Here is a 17,251-nt window from a genome sequence, read left to right as displayed (position 1 = left end):
CTCCACGTAAGTATAACTTACGTGGAGTTATTTTTAGTTAGGGAACCAGACTATTTTCAGTAATTTGACAACCGTTTCGATACTATCTTCGGGAATACTGCCGAAACCAAGTAATACATAAGACGCCTTTCTTAAATTATGTACAGAATCATATGTAGAGAGTGGGTACAATTTGATTCGCTGTTTTGCAGCAGCATGAATAAGTTCTTGTTCGTTCATCCCATTATGAACATGAAGTACGATATGAAGCCCTGATTGTTCACCGAGTATATGAACGCTATTGCCCATTTCGTTTGTAATAGATTTAACTAAAGAAATATGTTTTCTTTTATATAACGTACGACTTCGATTAATATGGCGTTCCCAATCCCCATTTTGAATAAAGGCTGCAAAGGCAAGTTGCTGCAGGGTAGAAACAGTTTGTTTAAACATGCCTCCAAGCGCTTTATAGATTTTTAAAAGATGAGGTGGTAAAACGATATACCCCATTCGCAAAGAAGGTAAAAAGGATTTCGAGAAAGTTCCCATATAAATAACGCGTTCATTTGAATCTAGTCCCTGTAAAGAGGGGATAGGTTTTCCTACATAACGAAATTCCCCGTCATAATCATCTTCAATAATATATCCTTCGCAATCATTGGCCCATCTTAATAATTCGAGCCTTCTAGATAATGGCATAATCATTCCAAGAGGAAATTGGTGAGATGGAGTGACGTATGCCACATTAGCACTTGATTCACGTAAAGCTGAAATATGAATACCTTTATCATCTAGAGGTATAGGGTGAACAGGAAGAGCAGAACTTTGAATCATAGCAGTTATACGGTGAAATCCAGGGTTTTCGATTCCATATTCTTTTTTTGAACCAAGCAGTTGGAGTAGTAGCCAAAGAAGAGGCTGCGTACCGGCTCCGATAATAATTTGATCAGGTGTAGAATGTACCCCGCGAGCATGATATAAATATTTTGAAATATGTTCTCGTAGAATGAACTCACCTTGAGGATCTTCTCTAGCAAATAAATCATTTTCATACTGGAATAAAGTTTCTTGTAATGCTCTTTTCCAGTTTGTAATTGGAAAAGCTTTTTGATCAATAAGGCCTTGGCTACAATCATAGTCATATTGTTCATTTTTAATATTGTTAGCGCTGTTTGACGCAACGTGTTGTTTATTTTGAATGACATCAATATCAACTTCCGCAACAAAAATCCCACGTTTCGGTTTACTTTCTACATAACCTTCAGCTAGTAATTGTTGATAAGCAGATTCAACAGTAATACGACTAACATTAAGTTGTATCGCTAAATTTCTGTGAGAAGGAAGGCGTGTACCGGCAGGTAGTAATCCCTGAGAAATTTCTCGTTTCATATATTCGTAAATTTGTAAGTAAATTGGTGTTTTACTTTCTAATTGTAATGGGATAGTAAGATCCATTTTAAGAATTCTCCTTTAAAAACTGGCCATATAAAAAATAATCGAACTGTCACTTAAGTTAAGGGCAGTTACTTTTTATAATGATGATATAACATTTAGAAAATTTAATAAATAGCAAGGAGAGAATCATAATGAATATTAGAGAAGTAGTAACAGAAGCTGATTTACATGATGTATTCCCTGTATTACAGCAATTACGAACAAAAATCTCAAGAGAAGAAGCAAGTTCTTTATTTCAAAAAATGAAAAAAGAAAATTATAAACTACTCTCGTTACAGAATGAAGATGACGAAGTTGTTAGTCTAGCTGGTGTAGCGATTTGTACGAATTTTTATAATGAGAAACATGTTTTCGTATATGACCTTGTAACTGCAAAAGCTCACAGATCAAAAGGATATGGTAAGGTTCTGCTGTCATATGTAGAAAAATGGGGGGAAGAAAAAGGGTGCAGTTCTATCGTTCTTACATCAGCGTTTCCAAGAGTTGATGCACATCGTTTTTATGAAAGAGAAGGCTACGATAAGGTAAGCTATTCTTTTTATAAAGAATTATAATATTAAGGGGGTTCTATGTGTGAGAACATATGGAACCCCTTTTAATTTAGAATTGAAGAATGAGGAGGGTTAATTACTTATTTTGTCGAATAGTTTCTTTATAATTGAGACGATAATATTGAATTAAAAGAAGGTTAGGGGAGTTTATACTTGGAAAAAATTCAGAAACTATTAATTCCAAAAGGTGTAAGAGTTATCGTAATATCTGATATTCATGGCGAATTAAATCTTTTAAAGGAATTATTACATAAAGTTAATTTTAAAGATGATGATTATTTAATTATAAATGGCGACCTTTGTGAGAAGGGGAACGATAGCATTGGCGTCGTAAACTATGTGATGGATTTAGTAGTTAGCAAGCCGAATGTTTATGTAGTTGAAGGGAATTGTGAAGTTGTAGTTGAAGCGCTTGTAAATGAAAATCCTGCGCTAATAAATTATTTATGTACGCGAAAAAATACAATTTTTAATGAATGGATAGGGCAATTGAACATTACAGTTAATGAAGAAAGTGATATTCGTGAAGTGAAAAACATATTGATGAGCCATTTTTCAAAAGAAATAAAGTGGCTAACAGAATTGCCAACTGCTATTGAAACTGAGGAGTATATCTTTGTACATGCTGGCCTTGAAGATAGAGAGGATTGGAAACGAACAGACAGGAAAAATGCAATTGCAATGCCAGAGTTTTTTTATAAGTCACACAGAGCGGATAAGTACGTAATTGTAGGACATTGGCCTGTTGTGAACTATTCCGATGAGGCGCCGTCTAACAATCCAGTTATTGATAAAGAGAAAAAAATTATTGCGATTGATGGTGGTAATGCGATTAAAGAAGCAGGGCAATTAAATGCATTTATTATTCAGAGGACAACTTCAGGTGATATGTTTTCTTATACGTATGTAGATCATTTTCCGCAGTATGAAGTATTGGCTGATTTTAATGCGAATTCAGTAATGCAGGGCGGGGTTACATATCCGCATTATTACATAGAACCAGTGGAGAGAATGAAAGGTTTTACAGTATGTAAACAACTAGGAACAAATGAATTACTTCATGTGAAAAACGAGTATATAAAGCAACTTGAATCAGGTGAGTATACAGTGAAAACGGATATTTCTTGTGCGCAAATCAGTATTAGAAAAGGGGATACAGTTTCTTTAATTGATGGCAGTTGCATGGGATATGATTTAATTAAAAAAGATGGTGTAGAAGGCTGGATAGAGAAAGGGATTCTACTTGAGGTAAAAAAGAAGGGGAATACAATATTTAGCTAAAATGGGGGGGATATAACCTCCTATTTTTATTAACTATGTTACGAATTCGTACTTCATCTAACTTTTTCCGAAGTTCCGTTTCTAAATTAAACTCGAAAAATTTGGCTAATTTACATAAATAATTCGCATCTTATAACAAAATTATACAATATAGAGTGGAGTTTTGTTTTGATTTTTCAGAAAAAATATTATAATTATATATGAAATAAAGAGAGATGTAGGAGGAAATTATGCAAAACGTTATATTAAAGGGGAACAAAGTTACAATTCGTACAATTGAAGAATCAGATATAAAAACATTATGGAGCCTCATATTTAAAGAAGAAAATCCAGAGTGGAAAAAATGGGATGCACCGTATTTTCCAATATCAATGCAAGAATACACGCCATATAAAGAAAATTCACAAAAACGTTTAAAAGAAGAACCGCTATCGAATTTAATTGTCGAACATGAAGGCCAAATCATTGGGACAGTAGGTTTTTATTGGGAACATAAACCGACGCGTTGGTTAGAAATGGGAATCGTAATTTATGACCCAGCATACTGGAATGGTGGCTACGGTACAGAAGCATTAACATTATATAGGGACTTACTATTTAAAAATATGGAGATTGGTAGAGTAGGACTTACAACTTGGTCTGGCAATGAAAGAATGATGAAAGTAGCGGAGAAAATAGGAATGAGCTTAGAAGGTAGAATGCGAAAATGCCGATATTATAACGGAACATACTATGATTCTATTCGAATGGGAATGATTCGTGAAGAGTGGGAAGTGCTATGTGCAACGAAGGGATGAGGAAGCGTGTACGCTATTATTGCTACATTTGATTGTGTGTTTACTAATAAAGTTAGAGAATTGCAAAATGAATTAACGAATATAATTGAAACAAATGAACTAGCCGGAGTAGAACCACATATAACATTGGCTGATTATAAAGAGTTAGATGTTAATTTATATACGAAAAGATTAGAGGAGTTTGTAGTTTTTCAAGAGAACATCTCCACTGTAACTTTTCCTTCTGTTGGAACTTTTCTTACTAACGGAACGATCTTTCTAGCACCAAACATTACTGATGAATTATTAAGACTTCATCATTCTTATCATGATTATTTCAAAACTTTTCATGATAATCAAAAGTCCTATTACGTACCAGGGAGGTGGGTCCCACATTGCACAATTGCAAATCAGTTAAATGTAAATCAGTTTTTAGGTGCAATAGAGTATTTATATGAAAAGTTCGAAATAACAAGAGCTTCAATTGAAAAGTTAAAATTAATTAAGGTAAATTATGAAAATGGTTTTGCCATTTCTTCTAGTATATTAGCAGAATATAATTTAAAGAGAATGGAGACATCGAGATGACATATGTAATTAGAGAAATGAAGCAAGAAGATATTCATGCTGTACAAAACGTAGCAAAAATAGCTTGGCATGATACTTACGAAGGAATTATTCCGAGAGAGATTCAAGATAGTTTTTTAGATGAAGCCTACTCTGATGAAAAAATGAAATATCGTCTTAAAAATACACATTTATTCGTTGCAGAAGAAGAGGGAGAAGTAATTGGATTTGCGAATTTTTCACCTGTTAGACTGCAAAATGAAGCAGAATTAGGTGCGATTTATTTGTTACCAGATCAGCAAGGAAAAGGGATAGGAAGTGCTTTGTTAAAAAGAGGGATTAAGGGACTAAAAGGGATTCGGAAACTGTACATACATGTAGAAGCAGCAAATGAAAAAGGAAAGCGCTTTTATGAAGCGAAAGGTTTTGCAGCTTTAGAGCAATTTGAAGAAGATTTTGAAGGACATTTGATGCAGACAGTAAGGATGGTTTTATACATATAGGGAGGAGTAGGAATGAAAATATTTGATTTTAGTGTAGAGGTTGGGAAGTACATATCAGCATTTCAATCTAATTTCATAATGGCAAAAATATTAAATCATCAAGGGAATATACATATCGGTGCCATGCATTTACAAGAGAATGGAACTATCGGATATCATGAAGCAGTTGTATCTCAACTGCTTCTTATTGTGGACGGAGAAGGGTATGTATGCGGGGCAGATAAAGTAAAGGTAAAGGTGGAAGCGGGACAAGCTGTGTTATGGGAGAAGGGTGAGTTACATGAAACAAGTACAGAAAAGGGATTGATGGCAATTGTTATGGAGTCGGAGAATCTTGAACAAGCGATATTAATGCCTATTAGTGATGGGAGTTGTGAAAAATGATAGTAAAGGCGAATCGAGAAGATACAAAAGAAATATTACATTATGCAGCTCAAGCGCTTTTTGAAGGGACGAGAGGGAACTGTCAGTTAAGTAAAGAGAAAGCGATTGAAATTACAAAGCCAATAATAGAAAAAGGGGCATATTATTTAGTCATTAAAGAAGAAAATAAAGTAATGGGATGGATATTAATAGGGGAAAATGCAGACTATTTTTCTCGTGAAAAACTTGGATTTATATATGAGCTGTACGTATTCCCAGAATATCGCGGGAGAGGATTATCGCGAGAATTGATGGAGGCTGGCATTAAGGAATTGAAGGAGAAGTATTCCGAAATTCGTTTGAATGTATTTGCTGGGAATTTTGCAAAAGAGATGTACGAAGAATTAGGGTTTGTTGAAAGACAAGTAATTATGACTTTGAAGTAAGTACAATAGCCTGAACGGGAGAAGAGAGAGAATGAGAAAAGAAAACGAGTATGTTGCGTATTTACAAAGGATGTATCCTCAATTACAAATAAAATCGGTTTATGTAAATGAAATAGGTCAAAATAATGATGTATTAATTGTAAATGATAATATAGTATTTCGTTTTCCGAAATATGAAAAAGGTATTCAGAAACTTCGAGTAGAAACAAAGCTGTTAGAGAAAATAAGACCCTTCATTACGCTCCATATTCCCAATCCATGTTATCAAAGATTTCAAGATGAAGTGCCAGGGAAAGTATTTACAGGATATGAAATGATTGAGGGAGAACCGTTTTGGAAAGACATTTTTACAGAAATAAATGATGAAAAACAAATACAGAAACTTGCGTGCACATTAGCAGGATTTTTAAAAGAGTTACACGAAATTCCATTATCTATATTTGAAGGTATTATGCAATATGATGGTACTGATACGTATTCAGAAATAAATAGTTTATATAGTAAATTACAAGAACATGTTTATCCATTCATGAGAAATGAAGTGAGAAAAGAGATTTCAAAATCGTTTGAGTTATATTTAAATGAATCTAGTCATTTTAACTTTACCCCTAGTCTTGTTCATGGGGATTTTGGCATGACAAACATTTTATATAGTGCAACAAAGCGGGATATTTCAGGAGTTATAGATTTTGGTGGTGCGAGCATGGGAGATCCTGCTTATGACTTTGCGGGGATATTAGCTAGTTATGGAGAGGAGTTTTTACAACTCTTTTCGGTTCATTATCCTAATTTAGAAGCAGTAAAGGAACGAATGTATTTTTACAAAAGTACATTTGCTCTTCAAGAAGCATTATTTGGTGTCCTGAATAATGATAAAAAAGCCTTTCAAGCTGGAATGGCAGAATATGTATAAAAGCCGATTTCAAATCGGCTTTTTATTATCGATACATCGTCCACATCCCAATATCTTTAAATCCTAATCGTTTATAAATTCGTCCAGCAGCTGGGTTGTTACGTTTTTAGAAAACGATAAGATGGGAGAAGGGTTGTGGATAACGGTAGAGTGGGCGTATAAAAACAAGCGTATTAGGGGGATGAAAACAATACTAAATTGTTCAATATACGGTTGTGGATAACGACTTTCTTAACGATGAAATCTAATCGTTAGGGAGGTCTTTTATTTTGTCGTTAAAAAAGAGAAAAAGGATTACGAAGATATCTAATGACGGAAAAAAATACCCTAAGCTAACAATTCAACAAGCGCTCGATCTTGCTATCTCAGGTAAGCGTGCAGAAGGGTGTAGGGAAAGGACAGTAAAGGATTATATCAAAATGTGGCGGTATTTCACCGATTGGTTATACGCGAATTATGAAGTAGAGTATATCGATGAATTAACAGCGGAAGTCTTTCGAGAATATATAAATTATATGAAACACGATAAAAAGCGCTACGATACCCATAAAGTGATACACACAGACAACCGAAAAGTTGGTTTAGCTGATACGACGATCAATATTAATCTTAGGACGTTACGCTCAATTTTTAATCATCTACAACGGGAAGAAATTATTCAAGTGAACCCGATGGAAAGAGTTAAATTATTGAGGCAAGATATCGATTTAACGAATTGTTTAGAAGACGAAGAAGTCAAAGCGATATTGCAGCAACCCAAATTAAGAGATTTCGTAGGGTTTCGGGACTTCGTAGCGATTAATCTGTTACTTGATTCGGGATTAAGGATTCGAGAGCTTGTTAGTTTACGTATTGCAGACATCGACTTTCAATCACGATTTATAACAATTTCACCAGATAGAAGCAAAAATAGAAAGCCACGCTTAGTGCCGATTTCTACACACGTTACTAAATTAGTTCTACAACTCGTTAATGAAAACAAAGCAAATTTTAAAAGTGATTTGATATTTTTAACAAGTTACGGTGATCCATTGACTACCATTCATTTTAATAAACGATTGAAGCATTATGCAGACAAAGCGGGAGTTAAAGGAAAGAAAGTATCCGCACATGTTTATCGTCATACATGGGCAAAAAACATGATATTAAATGGATGCGATGTTTTTACTTTACAAAAAATCGGCGGATGGGCTGACATACGTACTATGAGACGATATATACAAATGGATGTTAAAGAAATGAGAAAGAGCCATGATGAATACTCACCGCTAAACAAACTAAAAAGAACGAGATAAAAGAAAAAGTCCCCAGCGCCAACTGGAGACTCAAAACTATACACATCGAAACTGAATACAGGACAAGCCGTATCAGTCCGATCATCTACTTTGCATTCTATCGAAAAAATTCGAAGGGTGCAAGGCTTAGTTTCCTATTGTCTTTTTTAGGTATTGATGCGGTAAGTCAAAAAGCGGAAGCCGTACCGCTATAAAAACGTAAAAGGGGAGCTAGACCGCCGCAAACACTAGCGCTATACAAACCAACGCATATCATTCCCCGTGCGTCGTATAGGTCTAGCCGATTGCGGGCATTGTACGGCAAGGGTGGAAATACGTTGTTACTACGGTAGCAGGGTGTATCGAAAGATTTACGCACTATGGGACGTTTTGTGGTGTAGAAAGTCGATATTACGAGAAATCGTAAAGGACGGGGAATGCGTTACTACGATACACTACAAGCGATCCGACGCTAGTAAACCGCCTTACCTCTTATTCGCATAGAAACTACGAAATTATGATGAAGTTTAAACACTTCGTTATTTTTTTTATCAATGCGAATAGGGGTGAAAACTGCGCCCAACTCAATCTAACTTCGCTCACCTCGGCTAGTCGCCGTCCACCGATTGTCAATAGCATAAATTCGGTATTAAACGCCACTAGCGGAAGTGATTTGAATATCGAAGGTCGACACAGGCGCTGCAAGAGGCGAAGGACTTACGTATGGAAAGCAGACTTAATATAAGACAGTACGCAAATAAAGGCGAAGACATAAACGCAACATTAAACAGACTAGCGCTATTAGGGAGAGCGCCAGTATTTCAGAAAAAACCCACGCTAAGAGTATGCAAGAGTTTATACAGTTTTTCGGCTAATTCAATAACAAACAGGAACCCTAAAATCGCGTCAGGATAGGAATGTATAAAAAAAATGCATAGATTCATAGAACAAAAAAAGAAGGTTCCTTTGTAAGAGTAGGGTTCCCCCTTTTTCCTTGCTACCGATAATGAGACGTTATGTTAACCTAGTATGAATAGAGTATTCATTAAAAAAACTTTAATACAAAGAAGCTTTACCATGATAATCTAATCTTATAAATACATAAAAAGAGAGGACTGGCTATGTTGAACAGTCAAAATTGGATTAATAACTGGAACGAAACGTTTCATCAAATAGAAAAAATTAAAGGGGATATTGAATCTTTCGTTGTTGAAAAATCAGCAACAGAAGAAGAAATTAAATTAACAGAACAACAATTAGGCTATCCTCTCCCTATTAGCTTCAAAGAAGTTTTAGTGAAATTTTCAAAGCAAGTAGAGCTTAGATGGTCCTTTCCAGATGAACTTTCTATACCAGCTGAATTTGATGATATTTTTGCAGGTGAACTATGTTGGAATTTAGATTCGATTGAGGACTTAACAGAAGTTGCAGATAGCTTAAAGGATGTAGGAGATAATTATGGTGAAAACTTACGACAAAAATTAGCATTCTATACCGTTCCCAACGGTGATTATTTTGCTTTAGATTTGAATTCTAATAACGAAGATGCAGCTGTTGTTTACTGGGATCATGAAGAAGATTCAGTCACTTGTGTAGCAGATAATTTTATTGAGTTTATTGAAAAGTTTACTGATTTGCATTTAATTGGGGCTGAGATTTGGCAATGGGAAACCTTCATAGATTCAAAGGGTATAAATACAGATAGTGAAATAGCACAAAAATGGAAAAAACTCTTCACAGAACTTTAAAACATAGGCACTTTTAACTTCCAATAACGATAATTATGTAAATAAGCTGTCCATATGGGCAGCCTATTGTATTTTTTGCTTAGTGTGGCTTTTTTCCGAAATGCTGGCGCTCCACCTATTAGCTAAGAAAGAAGTGGAAGAATGTTACACTGGAATATGTGATAGTGATAATAAATATATAATGAGGATCGAGGCGCACTACATACCGCTGATCGAACGACTAGCTAAAGATAATTGGTATCGTATAAACAATGAAACGCATTTTATCGAGGATTGTTCCCGTAAAATAAAGTATGAAATCAGATCATTTGATTCCGCTAGAAGTACGATAAGAAGTTTTAAGAAGGGACTGCGTAAAAGGGACGTTAGAAAGGAGGCGGTACGATGAGAAACAAGCGTAAAGAGAGGTATCTAATTATATTCGCATTTTTATTTATGTGCGCAACGAAGGCATTTGGTAATCTATACGTAGCAGCTTTCGGCGTGGCGTTTGGATTGTCGGTAGGTTTGGCGTTTGTTACTGCGATGATTGGTGATTTTATACGTAAGAGGAAAGAAGAAGGGGACGCGTGAAGGATTGATTTAATAAAGATCGTGGCGGAATAATACATAAAGGGTAATATCGAAGTGTGTTGCGTATGGGAAGTCGAGTGTCCTTTGTGCAACCTGCTATTAATATATAATGAATTAACATACGTTGATTAATATACATTAAACAATACTGGGGGAATTACTATGAAGTCATTGAAGAAAGTATTTTTATTAGGGGTGGCTACAACGTCAATCTTTAGCGCTTGCTCTACGAAGGAGGATGCGGATTACAAGCCGTATAAGAAGCACGATTCTATTGAAGTTGCGAAGGGAGAGGAGGAAGCATCTAAACCAACTAGGGTCGAAGGAGTTGCCGAAGATACTAGCGAAGAAACTACGAAACCCGTAGAAGAGAAAGTGAAGTCTGATACGTCTGCGTTAGAGTCTTCCCGAAAGGAAGGGGCTACCGAAGGTAATACAGAAGTGCCTAAGCTAGAAGATTCAGAGATTAACGACAGACGTCCGTGGTATAAAGATGTCAATATGGATTCATCAAGTGTATCGTTAAATGAATACAACGCAATACAAGTCGGGATGTCTGCGAATAAGGTTCGAGAATTAGCGGGTTCACCTCGTATGATTGAGAAATACAAGACGTTCTCTACTTACGGGTATTTAAGTCATAGCGATACTGGTTCGATGACTATTTACTTTGATGCGAATGGTACTGTTACGAAGAAGGAGAAAAGCAATTTATACGAAGCTATCAAATACATACCCGATGATGAGTTAGAAGCTAACGAAGGTCACGAAGACCATGCTATCGGAAATCATGATCATAATCCCGCACCAGTTGAACTAGACGAAAACGGTCGTTCTAAAGGCTTAATCAACGAAGAAGATCGACAAGCCGTAGAGCAAGCGAATGAGTAATTAAAAGAGCGTGAGTATGGAGAAAACGGCACGGTGCGCCCGCATTAACCGAACAGGAGAAAGCCAAGATTCTGCGCGAGGAAGCTCGATGGAATACGCCTAGCGGTGGTATTGGTGCTACTTGGCAAGATGAAATGAAGGAAATGGAAGAGCAGTAGCGAAGAAGGGTGCACAACAATAACACATTACAACAGTCGGTAGGAACCGATTTTTGGTGACTGGCGGAATAGAAGGAGGATGTATAATGGACGTAATTTCAAAATGGACTAATCATCATATGGGCATTAGGGGAAGAAAGAATTTAGTTTCCTCTGATGAAATGTGGCGTGAAAAGTTTATAGATTTGCAAAATAACAAAGGTGATTTAGAAATTGTTAAACCAAATACTTTGCTATTCAGAGTTCATATTGGTGGAAATGATGAGCCAGATTATGATGATTATGATGATCGGGGAGAAAATCAAAACGAGGAGTATGCGTATAATTATAATGACTGGCTAGATGAGAATAATGTTGAGCGTATTCGTTTTGATAATCATTGGGTATCATTTACAAAAAGTGTAGATGTTATTGGTTCAAATTATTTTGGTCAAAATGAACGCAGAGGATTTGTTGTAGTGATTTCTTCTGATAAGGCAATTGATATTTCTTCTTTGAGAACTAGGGGATTTGATGAGCAAGAAGTTGTTGCTCCAATGGATAAAAAAACACTAAGAGAAATATTGACTTTCAAAGACTTCATAAAGGATTATGGTACTGGAAATTCTGATTATGAAAAAAGAGAAAAAATATAGACTAAAAATCTCCTTAATGTCAAGCTCCGCGTAATTAGGAGGGCTTACCATGTTCCGAATTAAGATGAAAATTAAGAAGGGGCGGAAACCGTCTATTATATTATTAACGCTGGGCTTATTCGCGTTGTGGCTGCTGAATGTATCGGACAACTTTTACGTACAGCTGGTCTCGGCGCTATTCGCCTTATCTGTCATAGCCGCACAGCTTACGGAAACAGCGTTACGCTGTCGAGATAAAATAAAAGAATATAACGATAATAATAGCTGATAGTAATAGGCGATAGCGTGAGAGGGGCGATGTGTAACGGCATTGCCTCTTTTTTATGCGCATTTCGTCGTTAATATCTATTACTTTAACGGCTGTACTCGCCTTTTCTTCGATATTTAGCAGTTGTGAGCGTACCTCTTTCGCTACTTTGGAATCACGTAGCAACTCCCCTTACTCTAGCTAATGCTTCGATACGCCCCACGTAGCTTTCTCGTAACCGCTCGTCGATAGTAAATGTATGTTGATTTACTTGTAATTCTACTAGCATTTATATTCCAGATCCTTTTGTTTTAGTGTGTTTGTTGTTATTCACCTCTCTAGGTGCAGCAATTGTAATTGAACGCAGGCTACGTAGAAGAAAGAACGATAAGAGGGGTTAAAGTAATTGCTTTTGTAGGTATTATTTGTATAATGGGATAGTACTGTATACGTATATATGAAATGAAAGGAAAGTGGAAATATGAAAAAAATATTAAAAGCTTTAGGGTTAGTGTTTATTGGGTTTATCCTGGGTATAGTAGTAGCGCCTAAAGGAGACAATTCAACAGAAACTGTTAAGGAAGTTGTAAAGAGTGAGGAAACTGCCAAAACAGAAACGAAGTCAAATGGACAATCAAAGAAGGAATCGGCAAAACCTGTTGAAAAAGCTCCTACGCAAGTGTTTGAAGATGATCGTGTTAAAATTAGCTTTGTGAAATTGGAGACAGAGGGTGTTAAATTTCTTGTAGAAAATAAGACAAACATCAACATTACTATTCAAGCTGATAGTGTATCGGTCAACGGTTTTAGTTCTAATCAAATTATGATGAGTGATAATGTTGCTCCTAACTCTAAAGGATTTGTTACTGCTCGAACTTCTGAATTAAAGGATGTTGGTTCTCCAGAAAAGGTATCAGGGAGTCTAAGAGTAATAGATTTTAAAGACAGCTTCAAAACGTATGATGCTTCGTTTACAGACGTTGCTGTCCAATAAAATAGGTAGAGACAATTGTTATTATCATTTTATACGTAAGTTTAAAGTTATCAGGCTTAAAATTCGATGAAGGTTGCATACCAGTGTTAAGAGTGCTGGTATTGCAGCCTTTTTTATTTATGCGTAAATATTAATGCGAAGCAAATGCCTGCCTTACTGCCATTCATAGGCGCATTTCTTTGTTAATATCCATTGTTTTTAACATCTTCACTCGCCTTCTCTTCGATGTTTGGCAGTTGAGTGCGTACTTCTTTCATCCTCACTTGTAAGAATATTTTAATTATTAATTAAAACAGTAAAATATAAAAATGTTAGGGAAATACTCCCATATCATGATAAAATTTACCTATTAAATCTTACGCAGAGGTGATATTGGTGAATGAACACCCAAAGGTATTTATAAGTTATACACATGATAGTGAAGAACATGCGGATAACATTCTAAGTTTTTCTAATAGATTAAGAGCGGAAGGTATTGATACGATACTAGACCAATATGAAACTTCACCGACAGAAGGTTGGCCAAGGTGGATGGATCGCCAAGTTAGAAATGCAGATTTCGTTATCATGGTTTGTACCCCAACATATTTCAAACGAGTGATGGGCGAGGATGAGGTCGGTAAAGGATTGGGCGGTATATGGGAAGGGAATCTAATCTACCAGCATCTCTATAATGATGGTGGGATTAATACTAAGTTTATTCCAGTTCTTTTTGATGGTGGTTCTTATGGGGACATCCCTACACCTTTACAGGGGGCGACGCATTATTATGTAGAAGCCCAAGAAGGATTTGATAAATTATATTGGCGATTAAGAGATGTAAATCCAGTGAATAAACCTGAATTAGGTAAATTGCGCCCATTGCCTGAAAAAGAACGAAAATCCCTCTTTGTAACAAGTTTTATTGACATTGAAAAATGGGATAAGGCTGGGTGGAAGGGAGTTGCATATTTAATTGACCAGACTTTCACGCAACCGCCAATGTTGGTATTCTTATTTGAGAACAAAGAAGCCGCAGTGAAGATATTCAAACAATGGTTATCAAGACTTGGAGAATTTGATAATCATAATGAATTAAGAATATCTTTTATAGAAGGAAAAGTTCCTCGGGAGCAAGATGGTTATTATGTACATATTAGTACAAACATTGATAATGTTATGTCGCGTTTTAAAGAGGATGGCGTTGAAGTAGAAGATGACTATATTATGCTTATTTCTAGGATTCATAGAATGAACCCTTCGAAGGATTCGAGAAATTTAGAGAATTTTAAAGCCGTCTATGGAAAATTTGGATGCTATCGTATTATGCCAGGGGTTGTAAGTGGAGAGAAACTTCAATGGATAGGCGATGAATTAAGCATACTCAAAAAAGATGTTTTATTTAGAAATGTAAAGGATATTAAATCTATCAATGACCAAGACGCTGCTGTATTGCCGAAGTATAGAGATGAAAAAAATAAGAGTGGCATAAAATAAGAGAGTAAAATCTGTGTGTTTTGTTTTAAATCTTGTTTATTAACCTTACACTACTTACACATAATGGTTACATTCTTAGTCAATGGCGACACATAGTGAAATGTAGTGCCGCAATATTTGATGGGAGGGTTACGCTAAGAAAGCGTAGCTCTTTTTTATATGCGTAAAGTAACGACAATTTACGGCATGTAAACTATCTGATAATATAACGTAAGATGGCACAAAGCTATGCGGTTGTAGGGTTTACGATAGTTATGTTGTAATCGAATTGGTTACGGTTATTTACAAAATAAGCGATGTCACGGGGGAAATGTCGTCAGATTGGCGTGTTTGTAGCGCTGTGATTGGTGGTAATACGATATGTATACGGGACGGCGCATAGTATCGAAGTGAACGGCGGCTATACACCTGCTGCTCGTTCTGCTGGAAGGAAGGCTCTGAACTCAAGGGGTCACGCATTCAGCACAAAAAGACACCGCCTATTACTGCGCTGCCTCGTATTCTTTTATCTTTTTATAGAACGTTGCCTTCTTCATATTAACAGCTGCCATAAACTCGACTGCTTTTAACTTTCCGCTTTTCCAATCGCAGTATAAGCTATCCCAGTTCTCGGGAAGTGCCATAACAGGACGCCCTAAATGTTTTCCCTTCGCTGCTGCTGCGTCGATACCTTCACGTTGACGCTCTTTTATCGTTCTTCTTTCTTGTTCTGCGATAGATGTATAAACCTCGATAATAATATTATTAATCATATCAATAACCCAATCTTGCCCCGCTGGTACGTCTGCCATAGTCGTAGGAAGGTCGATAATTTTAACACGAATCTTTTCTTTCTTGAAGTATTCGAGATATTCTTTTATCTGCGCCTTGTTTCTGCCTAGTCGGTCGATAGATTTTATATAGAGCGTATCGCCTTCACGTATTGCTTTAAGCATATTCTGAAAGCCCTCACGCTCGAAGTCCTTACCGCTAGCCTTATCGCTGTATATGTATTTTGTATCCGTTACATGAGATTCTAGCGCCTTGTATTGTCTGTCTAAGTTCTGCTCCTTACTTGATACACGAATGTAACCGAAGCTGATTGCCATAATGAAAACCCCGTTTCCTTTTATCGTTAGCCTAAATATACACCGTACGTCTGTAAAGGTCAATTATTTTATAGACGTTCATAAAGGTTAATTCTCGTGAATTAATAGACTGATATAGGATGTATTTCACGACGTGCATAAAGGTGTACCTTTTTAGACTACTACCCACGACGCATATTTATATAACAATAGCCCGCTATATGTTTTGTGTTATGATACACTGCCATATCATTCGACCAACCCGACCAACCTACGAAGAACACGCCACCATACCTAGCCACGTATCTGATCGACCAACAGGCGCCTACCTATTCGGGATAGCCCGATATGTATACCCCGATATAGGTAGGCTCACACGGCTTTATATGCTGCATTATAACGTCTCACCTAATACGATTATGCTCGAATAACCTAGAAGCTTGTACGGTCTAATCTAAGGTATCTGATAGGGTATTGTACGTTGGTACATAACCGCAGGCTATCATACGACTACACTACGATGTACTGCATCAGCGCAGAGATAATCGTAAAGGAATTGAAAGCAGAAGCGATTTTCTTCGATTGTCTTCTTCTTTAATTGTTATCGATTGAATTCGATTGATAAAAAGATTGTGATCATCTTTCTTATTTGAATTAAGTTTCGAATGATTAAAGTCTTATCGATTAAGTTCGTGCGATTCTTTTCGATTGAAGTTATCGATTGCAATTCGTTTCTTCTTTCTTCTTCGCATCGAATTAAGTTATCGATTAAGTTTCGTTTATTGTTTCTTCTTCGTATTTCTTTTCATGAATCTTTCTTCGATTAGGAACTTCGAAACTCTTTTAAAGGCTCTCGCTCGCTGACGAGCGAAGAGGACGACCACCACGGCACGAGCCAGCCCATGAAGAAAAATCTCGCCACCCCCCAAAGCCACCCACCGAGCCGTCGCAGGAGTCCCTTAGAGATAGTATTTGTGATTTTTGAATCAGGGGGTTGATCTCTCGCGAAGTCCTGACGCAGCCCAGCGAATTGCCTTTTACCCAATCCCCGCCGAGTTTCTACTATTATAGATCCGAAAAAATTTCCGCATATATTTTTTGAAATCGGGTAGTTTTACGCCCGATAGATCGATTCGGTGCGCCAATATTTTTCGCGGCATTCACCCAAACTCAACAAAGGTGAGCGTTTATGTACGTGTAAGCAGAAAAAATAAAATAAATTGAAACTTTTTTCGCATAGTTAGCCGAAAACGTGGGCGTACTCAAGTCTATGTTTAGACAGGGGGGATTGACGGCATGATTAAGTTTTGTGCGTGTTCGCTATCTAAATTAAATATTGTGCGTGTATAGGTGA

At 36.5% G+C, this 17,251-nt stretch carries 17 protein-coding genes and 4 pseudogenes; 17 read left to right on the top strand and 4 right to left on the bottom strand.

The genetic code is table 11. The annotated features are described in order from the left end of the window. Window positions 1-33: 33 nt before the first annotated feature. Entirely contained in the window at window positions 34-1,434 is a 1,401-nt protein-coding gene (gene pdxR / locus ACP6L7_RS02025) for a MocR-like pyridoxine biosynthesis transcription factor PdxR (RefSeq protein WP_097829689.1), read from the bottom strand. A 131-nt stretch (window positions 1,435-1,565) separates the two neighbouring features. On the opposite strand from pdxR, the gene ACP6L7_RS02020 reads away from it, so the two are divergent. From ACP6L7_RS02020 to ACP6L7_RS01985, 8 genes are all read left to right on the top strand, one after another. After that, window positions 1,566-1,988 (top strand): GNAT family N-acetyltransferase, encoded by a 423-nt coding sequence (locus ACP6L7_RS02020; protein ID WP_097829688.1) that lies wholly within the window; start codon window positions 1,566-1,568, stop codon window positions 1,986-1,988. A gap of 150 nt (window positions 1,989-2,138) precedes the next feature. Beyond that, a complete protein-coding gene (locus ACP6L7_RS02015; RefSeq protein ID WP_097829687.1) occupies window positions 2,139-3,266 on the top strand; it encodes a metallophosphoesterase in 1,128 nt (375 codons plus the stop codon). A 230-nt stretch (window positions 3,267-3,496) separates the two neighbouring features. Next, on the top strand, window positions 3,497-4,063 hold the full coding sequence (locus ACP6L7_RS02010; protein WP_097829686.1) for a GNAT family N-acetyltransferase: 567 nt from the start codon (window positions 3,497-3,499) through the stop codon (window positions 4,061-4,063). Window positions 4,064-4,069: 6 nt separating this feature from the next. Then, window positions 4,070-4,630 carry a 2'-5' RNA ligase family protein gene (locus ACP6L7_RS02005; protein ID WP_097829685.1) on the top strand — a complete coding sequence of 187 codons (561 nt, stop codon included), beginning with the start codon at window positions 4,070-4,072 and terminating at the stop codon, window positions 4,628-4,630. Further along, on the top strand, window positions 4,627-5,112 hold the full coding sequence (locus tag ACP6L7_RS02000) for a GNAT family N-acetyltransferase (protein WP_097829684.1): 486 nt from the start codon (window positions 4,627-4,629) through the stop codon (window positions 5,110-5,112). Before ACP6L7_RS02005 ends, ACP6L7_RS02000 begins: the two co-directional genes overlap by 4 nt. A gap of 12 nt (window positions 5,113-5,124) precedes the next feature. Continuing rightward, entirely contained in the window at window positions 5,125-5,496 is a 372-nt protein-coding gene (locus ACP6L7_RS01995; protein ID WP_097829683.1) for a cupin domain-containing protein, read from the top strand. Next, window positions 5,493-5,921, top strand: a complete 429-nt coding sequence (locus ACP6L7_RS01990) for a GNAT family N-acetyltransferase (protein ID WP_097829682.1) — start codon at window positions 5,493-5,495, stop codon at window positions 5,919-5,921. The genes ACP6L7_RS01995 and ACP6L7_RS01990 overlap by 4 nt, the downstream gene beginning before the upstream one ends. Window positions 5,922-5,952: 31 nt before the next feature. Continuing rightward, entirely contained in the window at window positions 5,953-6,834 is an 882-nt protein-coding gene (locus tag ACP6L7_RS01985; RefSeq protein WP_097829681.1) for a phosphotransferase family protein, read from the top strand. 25 nt (window positions 6,835-6,859) lie between these two features. Here ACP6L7_RS01985 and ACP6L7_RS01980 read toward each other — a convergent pair. After that, window positions 6,860-6,934: pseudogene (locus tag ACP6L7_RS01980) on the bottom strand (GNAT family N-acetyltransferase); the annotation flags it as partial. 169 nt (window positions 6,935-7,103) lie between these two features. On the opposite strand from ACP6L7_RS01980, the gene ACP6L7_RS01975 reads away from it, so the two are divergent. From ACP6L7_RS01975 to ACP6L7_RS01945, 7 genes and pseudogenes are all read left to right on the top strand, one after another. Then, window positions 7,104-8,129 carry a tyrosine-type recombinase/integrase gene (locus ACP6L7_RS01975; RefSeq protein WP_097829680.1) on the top strand — a complete coding sequence of 342 codons (1,026 nt, stop codon included), beginning with the start codon at window positions 7,104-7,106 and terminating at the stop codon, window positions 8,127-8,129. Between the two features lie 1,100 nt (window positions 8,130-9,229). Next, window positions 9,230-9,856 carry an SMI1/KNR4 family protein gene (locus tag ACP6L7_RS01970; protein WP_097829679.1) on the top strand — a complete coding sequence of 209 codons (627 nt, stop codon included), beginning with the start codon at window positions 9,230-9,232 and terminating at the stop codon, window positions 9,854-9,856. Window positions 9,857-9,971: 115 nt separating this feature from the next. After that, window positions 9,972-10,169: pseudogene (locus ACP6L7_RS01965) on the top strand (hypothetical protein); the annotation flags it as partial. A 71-nt stretch (window positions 10,170-10,240) separates the two neighbouring features. Beyond that, complete coding sequence (locus ACP6L7_RS01960) at window positions 10,241-10,429, top strand: hypothetical protein (protein WP_097829678.1); 189 nt, start codon at window positions 10,241-10,243, stop codon at window positions 10,427-10,429. Window positions 10,430-10,591: 162 nt separating this feature from the next. Continuing rightward, a pseudogene (bamE, locus tag ACP6L7_RS01955) lies at window positions 10,592-11,478 on the top strand (outer membrane protein assembly factor BamE domain-containing protein). Window positions 11,479-11,564: 86 nt separating this feature from the next. After that, window positions 11,565-12,113, top strand: a complete 549-nt coding sequence (locus ACP6L7_RS01950) for a hypothetical protein (RefSeq protein WP_097829676.1) — start codon at window positions 11,565-11,567, stop codon at window positions 12,111-12,113. Between the two features lie 49 nt (window positions 12,114-12,162). After that, on the top strand, window positions 12,163-12,381 hold the full coding sequence (locus ACP6L7_RS01945; RefSeq protein ID WP_430528879.1) for a hypothetical protein: 219 nt from the start codon (window positions 12,163-12,165) through the stop codon (window positions 12,379-12,381). A gap of 51 nt (window positions 12,382-12,432) precedes the next feature. Here the strand turns inward: ACP6L7_RS01945 and ACP6L7_RS01940 are convergent. Further along, a pseudogene (locus ACP6L7_RS01940) lies at window positions 12,433-12,552 on the bottom strand (phage antirepressor KilAC domain-containing protein); the annotation flags it as partial. 289 nt (window positions 12,553-12,841) lie between these two features. Here ACP6L7_RS01940 and ACP6L7_RS01935 point away from each other — a divergent pair. Both ACP6L7_RS01935 and ACP6L7_RS01930 read left to right on the top strand, forming a co-directional pair. Continuing rightward, window positions 12,842-13,354, top strand: a complete 513-nt coding sequence (locus tag ACP6L7_RS01935; protein ID WP_097829675.1) for a hypothetical protein — start codon at window positions 12,842-12,844, stop codon at window positions 13,352-13,354. A 375-nt stretch (window positions 13,355-13,729) separates the two neighbouring features. Further along, window positions 13,730-14,830 carry a toll/interleukin-1 receptor domain-containing protein gene (locus ACP6L7_RS01930; protein ID WP_179864541.1) on the top strand — a complete coding sequence of 367 codons (1,101 nt, stop codon included), beginning with the start codon at window positions 13,730-13,732 and terminating at the stop codon, window positions 14,828-14,830. Between the two features lie 482 nt (window positions 14,831-15,312). On the opposite strand, the gene ACP6L7_RS01925 is transcribed toward ACP6L7_RS01930, so the two are convergent. Then, window positions 15,313-15,918 (bottom strand): recombinase family protein, encoded by a 606-nt coding sequence (locus ACP6L7_RS01925; RefSeq protein WP_097829673.1) that lies wholly within the window; start codon window positions 15,916-15,918, stop codon window positions 15,313-15,315. Window positions 15,919-17,251: the final 1,333 nt, after the last annotated feature.

Source organism: Bacillus silvicola (assembly GCF_050524305.1).
In the GTDB taxonomy this organism is placed as follows: domain Bacteria; phylum Bacillota; class Bacilli; order Bacillales; family Bacillaceae_G; genus Bacillus_A; species Bacillus_A cereus_AT.
The sequence above is the reverse complement of the archived record's forward strand: the minus strand, read 5'-3'. Positions and strand labels throughout refer to the sequence as shown.